This window comes from Grimontia sp. THUN1695, from assembly GCF_059704325.2.
Genome location: NZ_AP046577.1, coordinates 1,769,987 through 1,783,876, shown reverse-complemented (window position 1 = coordinate 1,783,876; position 13,890 = coordinate 1,769,987). Strand labels below are relative to the sequence as shown.

Below are 13,890 nucleotides of genomic sequence, written 5' to 3'. Positions count from 1 at the left end.
CCTGTAAAACTGCAGGGCGTTTTTGTTGTAAGTGTTATGCCGAGTGGTATCGGGCGCGCCTGTCGAGTGTGGGTGCGGTAAAGTGGCTTTCAATCAGGCGCTGGGTCAGCGCATGCTCCGGCGCTGTAAATATCTGTTGGGTGGCGCCGGACTCCACCACTTCGCCGCGTTGCATCACCATCACCTTATCGGCGATGTGCTTTACCACTCCCATGTGCTGAGACACATACACATATGAAAGGCCCATCAACTCCTGCAATTCCAATAAGAGGTTAAGGATTTGGGAGCGCATAGACATGTCCAGTCCATTCAAGGCTTCATCCGCCACAATCACAGACGGTTGCAGGATGAGCGCCCGTGCAAGCGACACCCGCTGTTTCTGGCCGGTAGCCAGCATCTGTGGGTAAAAGTAAGCATGTTCAGGCAAAAGTCCGACCTGACGCAGGGTGTCAACAACGCGTTTTTCACGCTCTTGCGGCGTCATGTTAGTATTTCGCTTTAGCGGTGCTTCCAGGATCTGGCCTATCTGGTTTCTTGGGTTCAAGGACGTGTTGGGGTCCTGGAAAATCATCCGGATCAGTTTACAGCGTGTTTTATAATCGCTGGGTTGCAGCACGTCACCGTTTACCCGGATTTCCCCTCCGGTTGGTGCAACAACGCCTGCAAGCATTTTTGCCAGCGTTGACTTACCTGAGCCATTTTCACCGATGAAAGCGATAGTTTCGCCCGCATCCAATGAGAAGGACACCGGTTTTACTGCTTCAATTACCCGTTTGGTAAACAGGCCGGTACGGTATTGGTAGTTTTTGCTTAAGCTATCCACTTCAAGCAGTGCGGTCATGCTCTTTGGCTTCCATATTTAGGGGGAAATGACAGGCAAATTTATGGTTTTTCACTTTACGCGTGCGGGGTACTTCCACACATTTACGCTGTGCATAAGGGCAGCGAGGGCCCAAGCGACAACCAATAGGCAAATTCTGTAGCGGTGGAATAGAGCCCGGCAACGTTTCCAGTTTACTCTTGTGGGCGATGTCTTTGCTGAAATCGGGCATGGCACGGAGCAAGGCATCGGTATATGGATGGTGGGGGGACTGGAGAATTTGGTCCCGTCCAGCCGATTCCACAGACTGGCCGCAATACATCACCGTAATACGGTCAGCCCATTGGGTCACCATGGTCAAGTCATGGCTTATCAGCAAAATCGTAGTGTTTGCCAGTTGATTGGTCCGGCTCAGCAGGCGGAAAATCTGGGCCTGGGTAATTGGATCCAGGTCGTTGGTCGGCTCATCAGCAATTAACAGACGAGGGCGGTTGGCGATGGCCATCGCGATCATCACTTTCTGGCATTCGCCGTCGGTCAACTCATAGGGGTAGCTTTTCATCACCCGTTTGTGATCTTTTATACCGACTTTGTGGAGCAAGGCGATAGACTGCTGCTTACGCCAGGAAAGGCGTTGCCACCAACTGCCAGTGAACGAACTGGATGGAATGGCTTCTTCCAGTTGGTAACCTAACTGTTCTGAAGGGTCGAGACAGGTTGAAGGCTCCTGGAAAATCATCGCAATGTCTTTACCTACCACATGACGCCGCTCCCTGGCAGGCAGGGCAAGCAGGTCAATGTTACCCAGACGAAGACGGTCAGCAGTAACACGCCAATTATCTTTGGTGACACCACAGATAGCTTTTGCCACCAAACTCTTGCCCGAACCGGATTCTCCCACCAAGCCACGGATTTCCCCTTCGTTGATGGTCAGGCTCATGCGATCAACGGCTTTCACCATGCCCTGAGGCGTTTCAATTTCTATTGTCAGGTGTCGAATATCTAACAACGGCATTATTCAGTCCCCGCATTAATTGCCTGCGTCAGGCCATCACCGACAAGGTTTACCACCAGCACACTGATCATGATAGCGAGTCCGGGCAGTGTGACTGTCCAGGGGGCAGTAAACACCAGCTCAATGGAATCTCCTAACATTGCGCCCCATTCTGGAGAGGGTGCCTGAGCACCTAAACCAAGGAAACCCAGTGCTGCGATATCCAAAATCGCCACCGAAATCGCACGGGTAAGCTCAGTACTGAGTGTCACTAATATATTTGGCAACACTGAATGGTATAGAAGGTAAAAATTGTTCGCGCCATCTAAACGGGCAGCGAGAATATACTCTTTCTCCATTTCAGCATGTACGGCGGTATAAACGGCACGGATAAAACGGGGAATAAGTGCCAGCCAAACCGCTAACAGAATATTGAGCTCCCCCGGTCCCTGAAACGCCACAACGATGATGGCCAGCAGCAGCGATGGGATTGTCAGCACCGTATCCAGAAGGTGGTTGAGGAAACTGGATTTTAGACCAGATGTCATGCCGGCAAGAATACCGATAAGTACCCCAATAATGCCAGCGGCAAGGGCCACCAATACTGCATAACCAAACGTGAGGCGAGAGCCTTCAATCAGGCGCGATAACATGTCACGGGTGAGGTCATCAGTCCCGAGAAAGTAATCAACAGAGCCTTTTGTGTCCCACGAGGGCGGCATTAACAATTCACCGGTCGGGTATTGGGCATCGAATGGCGCAATCCAAGGGGCAAGTAGGGTGACCAGTACCAACAGACATAGGCACCAAAAGCCAAACACAGCCAGAGTATTTTCCCGGAAAGCTTTCCAAGAGCGCTCTATTTGATTGGGAATATGCGCTTCCTGATACACACTATTTGAGGGCATACCATTCCTTCCTTGCCAGTGGGCTGATGGCTGCGCCGGCCAGATCTGAGAAGATATTCGCCAGCAATACCACACTGCCGACAACCAATACGCCGGCCTGGACAGCAACATAATCCTGGAAGCTCAACGCATCCAATAGCCAGGTACCGATCCCCGGCCAGTTGAAAACAGATTCAGTAATAATGGCAAATGTCATCATGGTAGAAATCTGGATACCAAACTTGGGGATAATCGGTGGCAACGCATTTTTAATCACATGGCGCATCACGATTTCTGATTTAGACAACCCCTTGGTTGCCGCCGCCTTGATGTAATTCTGGTTCATAACTTCACCCACTGAATCACGCAGTAATTTGATGATTTCTGTGGTTGGGGCAACCGCCAATACCAGAGTTGGCATGATAAGGTGGCGAACAATGTCTTCTAGTGCCTGGCTGCGTTGTGGGTGGTTGGAAAGCAGCACATCGACAAAAGCAAATCCCGTGATAGTTGGGATCTCAAAAAGTAGGTTGTATCGTCCAGATACTGGCAGCCAGCCTAGATAGAGCGAGAACACCATGATCATCAAGAGCGCCATCCAGAAGATAGGCATTGAGAAAGTCAGCAGTGTGATAGAGGAAATCATCACGTCTGTGGATGAGCCACGACGTATACCTGCCAGGGTGCCAAAAGGGATCCCCAACATCAATGCTACCAAAAAGGCAAAAAAGCACAGCTCAAGGGTGGCAGGAAAAACGCGGGCAAGTGATTCAGTCACCGGCTCTCCATTGGTAGCAACGCCAAGATTGCCGTGTATCAGCTCGCGAAGGTATTGCAGCCAACCAACCCAATATTCATGCTGGTTATAGACTGAAAGCGGGTCAAGCTTAACGATGTTATAGCCAATCATCGTCAGGATCAGCAAGGTGATGATGAAAAGATTGAGCCGTCGAATAGCGTAGATCAACATAGATCAGCGGCTCCTGGATACGTTTGCAAAGGATTTGTCTCCAAATGGACTTAATATAATGCCCTGAAGTGAGGCATTACGCGCCTGATAATGAACGCCATGTGCCAGAGGGATCACCGGCATCCGGTCATTGAGAATTGACTGTGCCTGCGAATAGAGCGCACGGCGCTGGTTACGGTCATCAATCGCAATGGCGGCGTCAAGGAAACGGTCAAAGTAGCGGTTACACCAGCTTGACAGGTTCCAGCCGGTAAACTTGGCATTGCAGGAAAGCAGTGGGCGCAGGAAGTTATCGGGGTCACCGTTGTCAGCAATCCAGCCGGTTAACACCATGCCCAAGCCAGAAATATCGTCCCGCAACAGCTTCCGGTTAATGTCTCCCAGCGTAATAATATTCACCTTGATGCCAATCGGCGCAAGGTTAGCTTGGATCAGTTCCGCCGTTTTTCGCGGGCTGGGATTATACGCTTTTGGTGTCAAAGGAACGACTAAATCAATCTCAAAACCATGACGGTATCCGGCTTTGGCCATCAAGCTAATCGCCAGCTGAGGGTCATAGGCGACATAAGATTTTTCATTATACGCCCAGGACATGGGGGGTAGCATGCCATTGGCCGGTGTGCCTGTGCCATAATAAACCGACTGGATCAGGGCATCGCGGTTGATGGCAAGGCTGATTGCCTGCCGTACTTCCAGTTCAGAAAGCGCAGGGTGTCGGGTATTCAAAGCAAGAAATGCCACATTCATCCCTGTTTGCGAGGCCAGCACAAAGTCGGGATTATTTTCAATCACTGACAATTGGCTGGCAACCGGTGACGAGAGCACATCGCACTCGCGGGTGATAAGTTTACTCAGCGACCCGGTCCCCCGGTTGCTGATGTCATACACTATCTGCCCCATAGGGGCTGCACCGTTCCAGTAACCCCAGTGACGCTTGAGGCGAATGTAACGATGTGGCTCATACTCATCGAGATAAAATGCCCCTGATCCCACGGGATGAGAGTCTAACTTTTCTGGCATTCCTTTTTTCAGCAGATGCTCAGCATACTCTGCGGAATGGATCACTGCATACGTAGTCGACAAGGTCGACAGGAATGAGACATCTGGCCGGGTGAGGGTAAATTTGACGGTGTATGTATTCAGTGCTTCGACGTTTTCCACCAAACTGGAAAAATCCATACTGTCAAACCAAGGGTATTCTCCACCAGAGACCCAGTTGAACGGGTGCATAGGGTCAATCAGGCGCTTAAAGCTGAAAACCACGTCTTCTGCGTTAACGCCACGCTGGGGAATAAACCAGTCTGTGACCTGAAAGCTGGCACTGTGGCGAAGGTGAAAAATATACTCTTTACCATCAGGACTTACCTCCCAGCGTTGCGCCAACATAGGTTTGGGTTGATAGGTATTGGGGTCCAACTGTAGAAGACGGTCGAAAATCTGGCTTGAGAGCGCATCAGCAGTCAGGCCTCCGTCGGTCAACTGAGGGTTGAAAGTATTGGGTTGACCCGGACCACAGTAAATGAAACCACGATTACGTGCCGCGTTGTCTGAGAACGGGTCTTCACATCCAGCTAAAAGAAGGATGGTAACGCTTGCAATAAACAAGCGGCCTAGAGCGCTCATAAGCCAATGATTAGGTGATAAAGTTAAGTGTTTTAATCTACCACTGATGCAACAGAGTGACCAAGTGGTGGCGCAAATATCTGGTGTATTTCAGAACAATTGGCGAAAAACTCAAACCGGGTCGGTGTTTTCATCACCCACGAGATGATATTTCCGCAGCAAGCCCCTTATTTGATGGTAGCTTAAGCCAAGCAAATCTGCGGCACGCCGTTGATTAAATCGCACCAGCTCCATCGCTTTTTCAACAATCGCCTTTTCCTGTTCCTGCTGCCACTGGCGTAAATCCATAGGGAAGGTGAATGGCGTCTGGGTGGTTGTTTTTTCTATTGGAGGTTCTGTTTTCCACGGTGCTTTAAACGGGTCGAGCTGGATATCATCAGCATCGACCTGGCTGTTTTCGTCAGCATGGCGATAAATGGCGCGCTCCACCACGTTTTTCAGTTCCCTGACGTTGCCTGGCCAGTGATAGGTATTTAATGCCTCAATGGCGCGATCACTAAAGCCGGAGAAATAACGGTAACCCAATTCACGGCACATCTTCACCGCGTAATACTCTGCCAACAGTAGAATATCACCCTGACGCTCACGAAGCGGCGGCAAGTGGATGACATCAAACGCCAGACGATCGAGAAGATCGGCGCGAAATACCCCTTTTTCTGCCAGTTGTGGCAGGTCTTCATTGGTGGCACAGATCAATCGGACATCGGCGCTCAGCACGTCGCTGCCACCCACGCGCTCGTATTCACCATATTCAATCACGCGAAGCAGTTTTTCCTGCACGCCAAGGGGGGAAGTAGCGAGTTCATCCAGAAACAGGGTGCCACCCTCTGCCCGTTCAAAACGGCCTTTATGGCGGCCTTTGGCGCCACTGAACGAGCCCGCTTCGTGGCCGAACAGCTCGGAATCAATTAATCCCTCACTGAGCGCAGCACAATTGAGGCTGACCAATGGTCCATCCCAACGACGTGACAAATAATGAAGACGTTTCGCGATAAGCTCTTTACCTGTTCCCCGTTCGCCAAGGATAAGCACTGGGCGGTCGAGAGGGGCAAGGCGGGATATGTGATCCAATACGGAAAGAAAATGATCGGATTCACCAATAAGATTATCAGGTTTGTGCATGGTTAAATTTGCCAACTGTTAGTTTATTTCATCATACGCTAGAAGGTGAGAATTGCATAGTTTCATTTAACTATTTGTATTTAAAAGAAAATAAAAATTGGCACGCCACTTGATATATAACCGGCAAAGCGCACAGCGCGCATTCGGAAAAAGGAGTATCACCATGGGTATTTTCTCTCGCTTTGCAGATATTGTTAACGCTAACGTCAATTCACTGTTGGATAAGGCTGAAGACCCACAAAAAATGGTTCGCCTGATCATCCAGGAGATGGAGGACACACTGGTTGAGGTCCGTACCTCTTCGGCACGGGCGCTGGCAGACAAAAAAGAGCTGGCGCGTAAAATTGAAGGTATTGAGCGCCAAATGACAGATTGGCAGGAAAAAGCGACGCTGGCGCTGCAAAAATCCCGGGAAGATCTGGCGCGTGCAGCCTTGATTGAAAAACAAAAAGTGCACGATATCTTGCTGACGCTGAAAGAAGAGTACACGTTGGTCGAAGAAACCATCAACAAACTGGGTAACGAAATTGCAGAGCTTGAAACCAAGCTGGCAGAAACTCGTGCCCGCCAGCAAGCGTTGGTGATCCGCCGTGAAGCAGCAGGCAAACGTCGTGACGTTCGTCGCCAGTTAGACACCAGCCGTACCGACGAAGCGTTGGCAAAGTTTGAGCAATATGAGCGCCGCATTGATGAACTGGAAGCCGAAGCGGACAGTTACAGTATCGGCAAAGGCAGACGCCTTGAAGATGAATTTGCCGACCTGCAAGCGCAAGATGAAATTGAAAAAGAACTCGCGCGCATGAAAGCAGAACTTAAGGACAAAGAATAAGCCCTCGCAAAGGTAAGGAGTAGGCATGTCAATGGCGTTTCTTTCAATTCCACTGGTGGTGTTTTTTGTCTTTGTGGCACCCCTGTGGTTGTGGCTCCACTACCGCAGTAAACGACAAGTCGGTCAGGGCTTGAGTGGTGATGACTACGAGCAACTGCAAGCCCTGGCTGACCGCGCGGAAGCATTGCAGGATCGCATCCATTCGCTGGAGCGTATTCTGGATGAAGAAGCGCCAAACTGGAGACACAGACGATGAACAAAACGTTATATCGTGATCCTGTAAACGGGAAGATCGGCGGCGTTTGTGCAGGTGTCGCCGATTACTTTGGCGCAGAAACCTGGCTGGTAAGGATCCTGACAGTAACAGCATTCCTGATGGGGTTGGGTTTTTTTGTCATCGTGGCGTATATTGCTGCCATGCTGATACTGGAAAAAATGCCGCCAGAGGAAGCCAAGCGCACGTTTCATTACAAAGAACACCAGGTGAAACAAAAGCCTTGGCAACAAGGAAAATCAGCAAGCCAGTTGTTGGCTGATATCGATAGTGAAATGGGAGAGATGGAGCGAAACGTCGCCAAGATGGAAGCGTACGTGACATCAAAAGAGTACGAGCTGAACCGACAGTTCAAGACACTCTGAATCCCAGCAAACGATATCAACATGTCCTCGTCCCCTGCCTTAACTGGCAGGGGATTTACCTTTTGGGGGGTACTGTAATTCATGAAATCCGTGAAGCGTCAGGTCAATAAATGGGTGAGCCGGGGTCTTGACAGACATGTGCGTCTTGCTGTCACGGGCCTTTCCCGCGCCGGCAAAACGGCCTTTATTACCTCACTTATCAATCAATTGCTCCATAGTGCAACCAACCCTCGCATGCCATTGTTTGCACCCGTCAGGGAAGGGCGCGTATTGGGTGCGCGACGTGTTCAGCAGAGTCAGCTTCATATTCCGGCATTTGATTACGATCTGGGTATCCAATCGTTGCATTCATGTCCGCCGACCTGGCCTGCCCCGACGCGTGATGTCAGTGAAATCCGCCTGGAAATTCGCTACCGTCCGGAAAAAGGCGCGATGAAACTGTTGCAAGATACCGCGACACTGTATCTCGATATCGTGGACTATCCCGGAGAATGGCTGCTTGACCTGCCTTTGCTTTCCATGAGCTTTGATGAGTGGTCACGTAAACAAAACGGCATTTTGACTGGGAAACGGAAAGAACTCGCGGACGAATGGCTTCAAGCTGTCGACAGTTTTGACCCTTTCGCCGATGCCGATGAGAAATTTATTGGCCAGATCGCGGAGAAATTTACCGCTTACCTGCACGCGTGCAAGCAAGAAGCGGGGCTGCACTGGGTACAACCGGGCCGGTTTGTGTTACCGGACGAGTATGCTGGCGCGCCAGTACTGCAATTCTTTCCGTTGGTTGGCAACCAATATGGAGAAGGTCAACTGGCGAATGCGCCGAAAACCAGCAACTATGCCATGTTAAAGCAGCGCTACGATTACTATTGCCAGCATATTGTTAAAGGGTTTTATCAGGAGCATTTTTCCAAGGTTGACCGCCAGATTGTGCTGGTGGATACGTTGCAACCGTTGAACGCTGGCCCCGCATCATTTAACGATATGAGAATGGCATTGGAGCAGCTTATGCAAAGCTTCCGCTATGGTAAAAGCGGATTGCTGCGTCGCCTGTTTTCGCCGCGTATTGATAAGATTCTGTTTGCTGCAACCAAAGCGGATCATGTGACGCCGGACCAGCACTCGAATCTGGTGTCCTTACTGCAACAACTCATTCATGAAGCCTGGCAAACCGCAGCCTTTGAAGGGATTGATATGGAGTGCATCAGCCTGGCGTCTATTCAGGCGACAGAGCCGGGGATGGTCAACCATCAAGGAGAATCAATGGCAGCGTTGCGTGGCACACTGGAAAGCGGTGAGCCGATATTAATGTATCCGGGGGATGTTCCTGCGCGATTACCGAATGACTCTTTCTGGCAAAACAACCAGTTTGAATTCCGTCAGTTCCGGCCCATGCAAACGGATGTGGACGAGCCATTACCGCATATTCGTGTCGACAAGGCATTGCAGTATTTGCTGGGTGATAAAGTCAGGTAGGAGGTGACATGAACGATTACAAAAAAGCTGTGGTGTTTGAAGATCCCGCGAAACCGCAGAATGAAGCGCCTGAGCTGACTCTACAGCGCCAGTTTGAGCAGGATGCTGTCAATTTCGCGGTCACTAACATTGAAGATGAAACCCGTGCAGAGCAAGCGCTTGAGGCAACGCTGAAAACCCCCGGGAAAAAACGTTGGGGATGGCGCGCGCTAGCTGTTGTTGGCATCGGCCTTGTGGGTTGGCAAACGGTGGATACAGTCGTCACTGCTGTGCAGGCTGGTGACTGGCTGGCTGTTGGCTGGAGCGGTTTTGTTGCCGGGATTGCCGCAATGGGGATTGGTGCAATTGGTCGTGAGTTTTTAGCACTCCGTCGCCTGAAAGGGCGTCAGGATGAACGTGATGAGGTCATGGCTATTCTGGCAGCCGAAGGCATTGGCAAAGCCAAAAGTGTCTGTGAAAGGCTTTCCAGACAATCCGGCGTTGAGCTGACAGCGGGCTATGACAAATGGCAAACCTCGCTCGCTGCGACGCACAATGACCGTGAAGTTTTTGAACTTTACGACCGTATGGTGGTAACAGAGCAGGACGCCCGCGCCCGGAAAATGGTCACGAGATATGCCTCAGAAGCCGCAGTGATGGTGGCGTTAAGCCCGCTTGCGATTGCGGACATGCTGCTGGTGGCTTGGCGCAGCTTCCGGCTACTGGAGCAAGTGGCAAACATCTATGGTGTTCAGCTTGGCTACTGGTCTCGTATCCGGTTGCTGAAGTTGGTATTGGCAAACATGGCTTTTGCCGGGGCCAGTGAGGTGATCGCGGACATGGGGACAGATCTGCTTTCTGTGGATTTGGCCGGGAAGTTATCCACCCGTGCTGCACAGGGGCTGGGAGTAGGATTATTGACGGCAAGGCTGGGTTACAAAGCGATGTCAGTCATGCGCCCATTACCCTATATCGGTGCAGCTGCCCCGAGGTTGTCGGATATCCGCAAACAATTACTGGGCAAACTGACGTCCGGGAACAAATAACCGCCCTCTTTAGTGCTGTTCCTCCCTTTGTTCTTACTCACTGCGCTTCTCACGTTTTCAATCGCACAGCTTGACTCGCTGTCGTGAGAGGCGCACACTTCTTTCACTGTCAACAATTCCTGACACTTTATGGACGCGCTATTCATTCACGTCATGCAGGGATTGCGGGAGTTATCCCAGACAACCTTCATATCAACAAGGCTGGCTTCGGCATTCAGGATGTAGCCAGCCCTTTGCATACAGGACACAACCGTGAGATTACAGGTCTTTTGCGAAGATCGACTTGGATTAACCCGCGAGCTCCTCGATATTCTGGCCCGCCGTAACATTGACTTACGTGGCATTGAGATTGACCAGATTGGGATCATTTACCTCAACTGCCCAGAGGTGGACTTCGACGAGTTCAGGCAACTGATGTCTGAAATCCGTCTGATAAGTGGCGTGACCGATGTGCGAAAAATTCAGTTCTTGCCCGCTGAAAGGGAGCACCGAGAATTGCGCGCTTTGCTAGAAACCCTGAGCGACCCGGTTTTCTCGGTGAACCTCAGCGGCAAGGTCGACATGGCAAACAAAGCGGCTTTCCGTCTAATGGGTAGCGAAGCGTCTGGGTTGATTGGTGAATCTGCCAACCATATTTTTCCTGATTTTAACTTTTCTCACTGGCTGGAGCGAGACAACGCTGGACAAATCTGTCGTCAGGTAGTGATTGCCGGTATGGATTACCTGATGGAAGTCATGCCGGTTTACGTCACCGACAGCGAAGATAAAGATCTGCTGGCAAGCGCTGTTATCCAGCTAAAACAGGTGTCGATGAACCACTTGCCAACCACCCTGTACCGTACGCCGGGTGAGCATGGCTTCGAGCACCTTGTCGGGCAATCCAGCAAATTCCGTACTCTGGTTAATCAGGCGAAGAAATTTGCGACCCTGGATGCGCCACTGCTTATTCAAGGAGAGACCGGTACAGGAAAAGAGATGCTGGCGAAAGCCTGCCATCAACGCTCCCACCGGGCAGAACATCCTTTTCTGTTGGTGAACTGCGTGTCTATGCCAGACGATGCTGCGGAAACTGAATTATTTGGCTGCGCGCCAACGGAAGGGCGGGAAGGCAAAAAAGGCCAGCTTGAACAAGCAGACGGGGGCACCGTTTTCCTGTATGAAGTCGGCGAAATGAGCCCGCATCTTCAGATCAAACTACTACGCTTTATGCAAGATGGCACCTTCCGCCGTGTGGGTGAAGAGAAAGAGATCAAAGTGGATGTGCGGGTGATTTGTTCCACGCAGAAGAACTTGTCTGAGCGGGTAGCAGCGGGGCAGTTCCGTGAAGATCTCTATTATCGCCTGAACGTACTGTCGCTCATTGTGCCACCACTGCGTGAACGGCCTTCAGATATCCAGCCCTTGGCAGAGTTGTTTCTCAACCAGTTCTCTTCAGAACTTGGTCAGGAAAGGCCAATGCTTCAGCAAGGCGTATTGGATCTCCTGACGCAATATTCATGGCCGGGAAACGTGCGCCAGCTTCGCAACGTGTTGTTCCGTGCTATGACACAAATCGAAGAAGGCTGCCTGACAAAAGACGATGTTCAGTTGCCAGAAACGGAGCAAAGCGCTTTCCTGACCGAAGAAACCATGGAAGGCTCACTGGATGACATAATGAAGCGCTATGAATCAGGTATTTTGTCAAACCTTTACCGCAGCTATCCGTCAACACGCAAACTGGCAAAACGGCTGAACGTGTCACACACTTCAGTTGCCAATAAGCTGCGTGAATACGGTATTGGTAAAAGGTAATAACAGTTGACGGTGTTATCTGCCGCTATCTTTTTCCATGGCCAGGAGCTTTTGTTTGATCTCCAGGCCGTAACGGTAGCCGGTCAGTTCTCCATCGCTGCCAATGACGCGATGACAGGGGATGACCAAGGGAATAGGATTCACATTGTTCGCCATCCCGACTGCACGATACGCTTTTGGATTGCCGATTTCCCTGGCAATGTCAGCATATGACCGCGTTTCCCCATAAGGAATAGTGCGCAGAGCTTGCCAGACTTTATGTTGGAATTCGGTGCCATCTGGTGCCAGGGGAACATCAAAGTGGGTGCGTTTTCCGTCGAGAAATTCGAGGATCTGTTTTTTGTAGAGAGTGAGCTGTTTAGGTGAATGTTTCCATTCCTGGCAGGGTTCGAAAGGGTGATGGAGACATAAGGTCAATTGTCTTAGACCTGACTCATCAGCCAGTAAGTGAATTTTCCCCAGCGGTGATTCAAAGCTATCGTAGTACATAATCAACGGCACAATTGGACAGGAGGCGAATTGTCTGTCGAAATTATAACCCCTTTTCCTCAATTACGTGTTGATAATCTTGTTATTCGTGCGATCCAGATGACGGATGTTTCCGCTATCGTGGATTATTTTCAGGAGAATCGCCAATTTCTTTCGCCTTGGGAGCCTTCCAGGCCAGATGGTTTTTTTACCTATCAAGGCTGGGAGAGACGTGTTATCCAACTGACCGAATTGCAACGCCATGGTCTTGCTTACTATTTTTTGATTTTTGAGCAGGATAAAGAGGAAGTGTGTGGGGTGATTACCTATAGCAGCATCATCCAGTTTCCCTTTCACGCTTGCAACGTCGGTTATTCACTGGCGGAAAATGCGCAGGGCAGGGGCATTATGCGGCGCGCCCTGAAACAGACAAACCAATGGCTGTTTGATAATTTGAATATGCACCGGGTAATGGCTTCGTATATGCCCAGAAACAAACGCAGTGCCGCAGTGCTGAAAGCCGCTGGCTTTGTGAAAGAGGGCGAAGCGAAGGATTACCTTTTAATTAATGGAAAATGGGAAGATCATATTCTGACTTCTGTGATTAATCCGCACTGGGTAGCGTCAAACAATGAGTGATATCCGTTCTTTTGAAAGGCTTGAAAAGCAATTAGCCTTGATTGTTGAAATTGACCAATTGAAGGCAGTATTGAGGCGAACCCGCGTTAAAAGCGATAGTGCGAGGCTGGAAAATTCTGCCGAGCACAGCTGGCAAGTGGCGTTGATGGCATTATTGCTTGAAGAACACGCCAATGAACCTGTCGATGTGGCAAAAGTGGTGAAGATGTTGTTGATCCACGATGTGGTTGAAATTGATGCCGGTGATACCTTTGTGTATGACCTAGAAGCTGCAAAACAACAACACCAGAAAGAGCTGAAAGCCGCTGAGCGTATTTTTGGCATGCTACCGGAAGACCAAAGGGACACCCTGATGACACTCTGGCTAGAGTTTGAAGAAGGTGAAACCCCGGAAGCTCGCTACGGTAAAGCGCTGGATCGTATGTTGCCCATGTTGTTGAACTACCACAATGAAGGACAGAGCTGGAAAGAGCATGGTGTGCGTTATGAGCAGGCACTGACGGTAAACAGCAAGATTGAAAAAGGTTCTGCACTGCTGTGGCAAAAGGTACAGGCCATGCTATCAGAAGCAGTTAAAAAAGGCTGGCTAAAGAAATAACAACGCCCC

15 protein-coding genes are annotated in these 13,890 nt (G+C 50.3%); 8 read left to right on the top strand and 7 right to left on the bottom strand.

Annotated elements, in window-relative coordinates; genetic code table 11:
* Positions 1–34: 34 nt before the first annotated feature.
* The 6 genes from AC6IB1_RS11645 to pspF form a co-directional block, all read right to left on the bottom strand.
* Positions 35–841: a peptide ABC transporter ATP-binding protein gene (locus tag AC6IB1_RS11645; protein ID WP_497566802.1), complete on the bottom strand. Its 807-nt coding sequence runs from the start codon at positions 839–841 to the stop codon at positions 35–37.
* Positions 825–1,835, bottom strand: coding sequence for a peptide ABC transporter ATP-binding protein (locus AC6IB1_RS11640; RefSeq protein ID WP_497566801.1), 1,011 nt, complete (start codon positions 1,833–1,835; stop codon positions 825–827). The genes AC6IB1_RS11645 and AC6IB1_RS11640 overlap by 17 nt, the downstream gene beginning before the upstream one ends.
* On the bottom strand, positions 1,835–2,722 hold the full coding sequence (gene sapC, locus AC6IB1_RS11635; RefSeq protein ID WP_497566800.1) for a putrescine export ABC transporter permease SapC: 888 nt from the start codon (positions 2,720–2,722) through the stop codon (positions 1,835–1,837). Before sapC ends, AC6IB1_RS11640 begins: the two co-directional genes overlap by 1 nt.
* Positions 2,709–3,671 carry an ABC transporter permease gene (locus tag AC6IB1_RS11630; RefSeq protein WP_497566799.1) on the bottom strand — a complete coding sequence of 321 codons (963 nt, stop codon included), beginning with the start codon at positions 3,669–3,671 and terminating at the stop codon, positions 2,709–2,711. The genes sapC and AC6IB1_RS11630 overlap by 14 nt, the downstream gene beginning before the upstream one ends.
* A gap of 3 nt (positions 3,672–3,674) precedes the next feature.
* Positions 3,675–5,294 carry an ABC transporter substrate-binding protein SapA gene (sapA, locus tag AC6IB1_RS11625; RefSeq protein ID WP_497566798.1) on the bottom strand — a complete coding sequence of 540 codons (1,620 nt, stop codon included), beginning with the start codon at positions 5,292–5,294 and terminating at the stop codon, positions 3,675–3,677.
* A 111-nt stretch (positions 5,295–5,405) separates the two neighbouring features.
* Positions 5,406–6,416, bottom strand: coding sequence for a phage shock protein operon transcriptional activator (gene pspF / locus AC6IB1_RS11620; RefSeq protein WP_497566797.1), 1,011 nt, complete (start codon positions 6,414–6,416; stop codon positions 5,406–5,408).
* 163 nt (positions 6,417–6,579) lie between these two features.
* Here pspF and pspA point away from each other — a divergent pair, with 163 nt between their 5' ends.
* The 6 genes from pspA to tyrR all read left to right on the top strand — a co-directional run bounded on the left by pspA (position 6,580) and on the right by tyrR (position 12,176).
* The gene (gene pspA, locus AC6IB1_RS11615) at positions 6,580–7,245 is read left to right on the top strand and encodes a phage shock protein PspA (RefSeq protein WP_005503242.1); all 666 of its coding nucleotides are present in this window, start codon (positions 6,580–6,582) and stop codon (positions 7,243–7,245) included.
* A 25-nt stretch (positions 7,246–7,270) separates the two neighbouring features.
* On the top strand, positions 7,271–7,501 hold the full coding sequence (gene pspB / locus AC6IB1_RS11610; RefSeq protein ID WP_005503240.1) for an envelope stress response membrane protein PspB: 231 nt from the start codon (positions 7,271–7,273) through the stop codon (positions 7,499–7,501).
* Positions 7,498–7,884, top strand: a complete 387-nt coding sequence (pspC, locus tag AC6IB1_RS11605) for an envelope stress response membrane protein PspC (RefSeq protein WP_497566796.1) — start codon at positions 7,498–7,500, stop codon at positions 7,882–7,884. The genes pspB and pspC overlap by 4 nt, the downstream gene beginning before the upstream one ends.
* Positions 7,885–7,965: 81 nt before the next feature.
* Positions 7,966–9,360, top strand: coding sequence for a YcjX family GTP-binding protein (locus AC6IB1_RS11600; RefSeq protein WP_497566795.1), 1,395 nt, complete (start codon positions 7,966–7,968; stop codon positions 9,358–9,360).
* An 8-nt stretch (positions 9,361–9,368) separates the two neighbouring features.
* Complete coding sequence (locus AC6IB1_RS11595; RefSeq protein ID WP_497566794.1) at positions 9,369–10,385, top strand: YcjF family protein; 1,017 nt, start codon at positions 9,369–9,371, stop codon at positions 10,383–10,385.
* Between the two features lie 252 nt (positions 10,386–10,637).
* The gene (gene tyrR, locus AC6IB1_RS11590; protein WP_497566793.1) at positions 10,638–12,176 is read left to right on the top strand and encodes a transcriptional regulator TyrR; all 1,539 of its coding nucleotides are present in this window, start codon (positions 10,638–10,640) and stop codon (positions 12,174–12,176) included.
* Positions 12,177–12,191: 15 nt separating this feature from the next.
* Here tyrR and AC6IB1_RS11585 read toward each other — a convergent pair whose 3' ends face one another.
* Positions 12,192–12,665, bottom strand: a complete 474-nt coding sequence (locus AC6IB1_RS11585; RefSeq protein WP_497566792.1) for a methylated-DNA--[protein]-cysteine S-methyltransferase — start codon at positions 12,663–12,665, stop codon at positions 12,192–12,194.
* 30 nt (positions 12,666–12,695) lie between these two features.
* Here AC6IB1_RS11585 and rimJ point away from each other — a divergent pair, with 30 nt between their 5' ends.
* Entirely contained in the window at positions 12,696–13,283 is a 588-nt protein-coding gene (gene rimJ / locus AC6IB1_RS11580; protein WP_497566791.1) for a ribosomal protein S5-alanine N-acetyltransferase, read from the top strand.
* Positions 13,276–13,881 carry an HD domain-containing protein gene (locus tag AC6IB1_RS11575; protein ID WP_497566790.1) on the top strand — a complete coding sequence of 202 codons (606 nt, stop codon included), beginning with the start codon at positions 13,276–13,278 and terminating at the stop codon, positions 13,879–13,881. Before rimJ ends, AC6IB1_RS11575 begins: the two co-directional genes overlap by 8 nt.
* Positions 13,882–13,890: the final 9 nt, after the last annotated feature.

Coding starts and splice junctions, on each gene's coding strand:
- AC6IB1_RS11640 (WP_497566801.1), bottom strand. CDS start 1,835: ATGCCGTTGTTAGATATTCGACACCTGACAATAGAAATTGAAACGCCT.
- AC6IB1_RS11645 (WP_497566802.1), bottom strand. CDS start 841: ATGACCGCACTGCTTGAAGTGGATAGCTTAAGCAAAAACTACCAATAC.
- sapA (WP_497566798.1), bottom strand. CDS start 5,294: ATGAGCGCTCTAGGCCGCTTGTTTATTGCAAGCGTTACCATCCTTCTT.
- AC6IB1_RS11575 (WP_497566790.1), top strand. CDS start 13,276: ATGAGTGATATCCGTTCTTTTGAAAGGCTTGAAAAGCAATTAGCCTTG.
- sapC (WP_497566800.1), bottom strand. CDS start 2,722: ATGCCCTCAAATAGTGTGTATCAGGAAGCGCATATTCCCAATCAAATA.
- pspA (WP_005503242.1), top strand. CDS start 6,580: ATGGGTATTTTCTCTCGCTTTGCAGATATTGTTAACGCTAACGTCAAT.
- AC6IB1_RS11595 (WP_497566794.1), top strand. CDS start 9,369: ATGAACGATTACAAAAAAGCTGTGGTGTTTGAAGATCCCGCGAAACCG.
- pspF (WP_497566797.1), bottom strand. CDS start 6,416: ATGCACAAACCTGATAATCTTATTGGTGAATCCGATCATTTTCTTTCC.
- pspB (WP_005503240.1), top strand. CDS start 7,271: ATGTCAATGGCGTTTCTTTCAATTCCACTGGTGGTGTTTTTTGTCTTT.
- pspC (WP_497566796.1), top strand. CDS start 7,498: ATGAACAAAACGTTATATCGTGATCCTGTAAACGGGAAGATCGGCGGC.
- AC6IB1_RS11600 (WP_497566795.1), top strand. CDS start 7,966: ATGAAATCCGTGAAGCGTCAGGTCAATAAATGGGTGAGCCGGGGTCTT.
- AC6IB1_RS11585 (WP_497566792.1), bottom strand. CDS start 12,665: ATGTACTACGATAGCTTTGAATCACCGCTGGGGAAAATTCACTTACTG.
- AC6IB1_RS11630 (WP_497566799.1), bottom strand. CDS start 3,671: ATGTTGATCTACGCTATTCGACGGCTCAATCTTTTCATCATCACCTTG.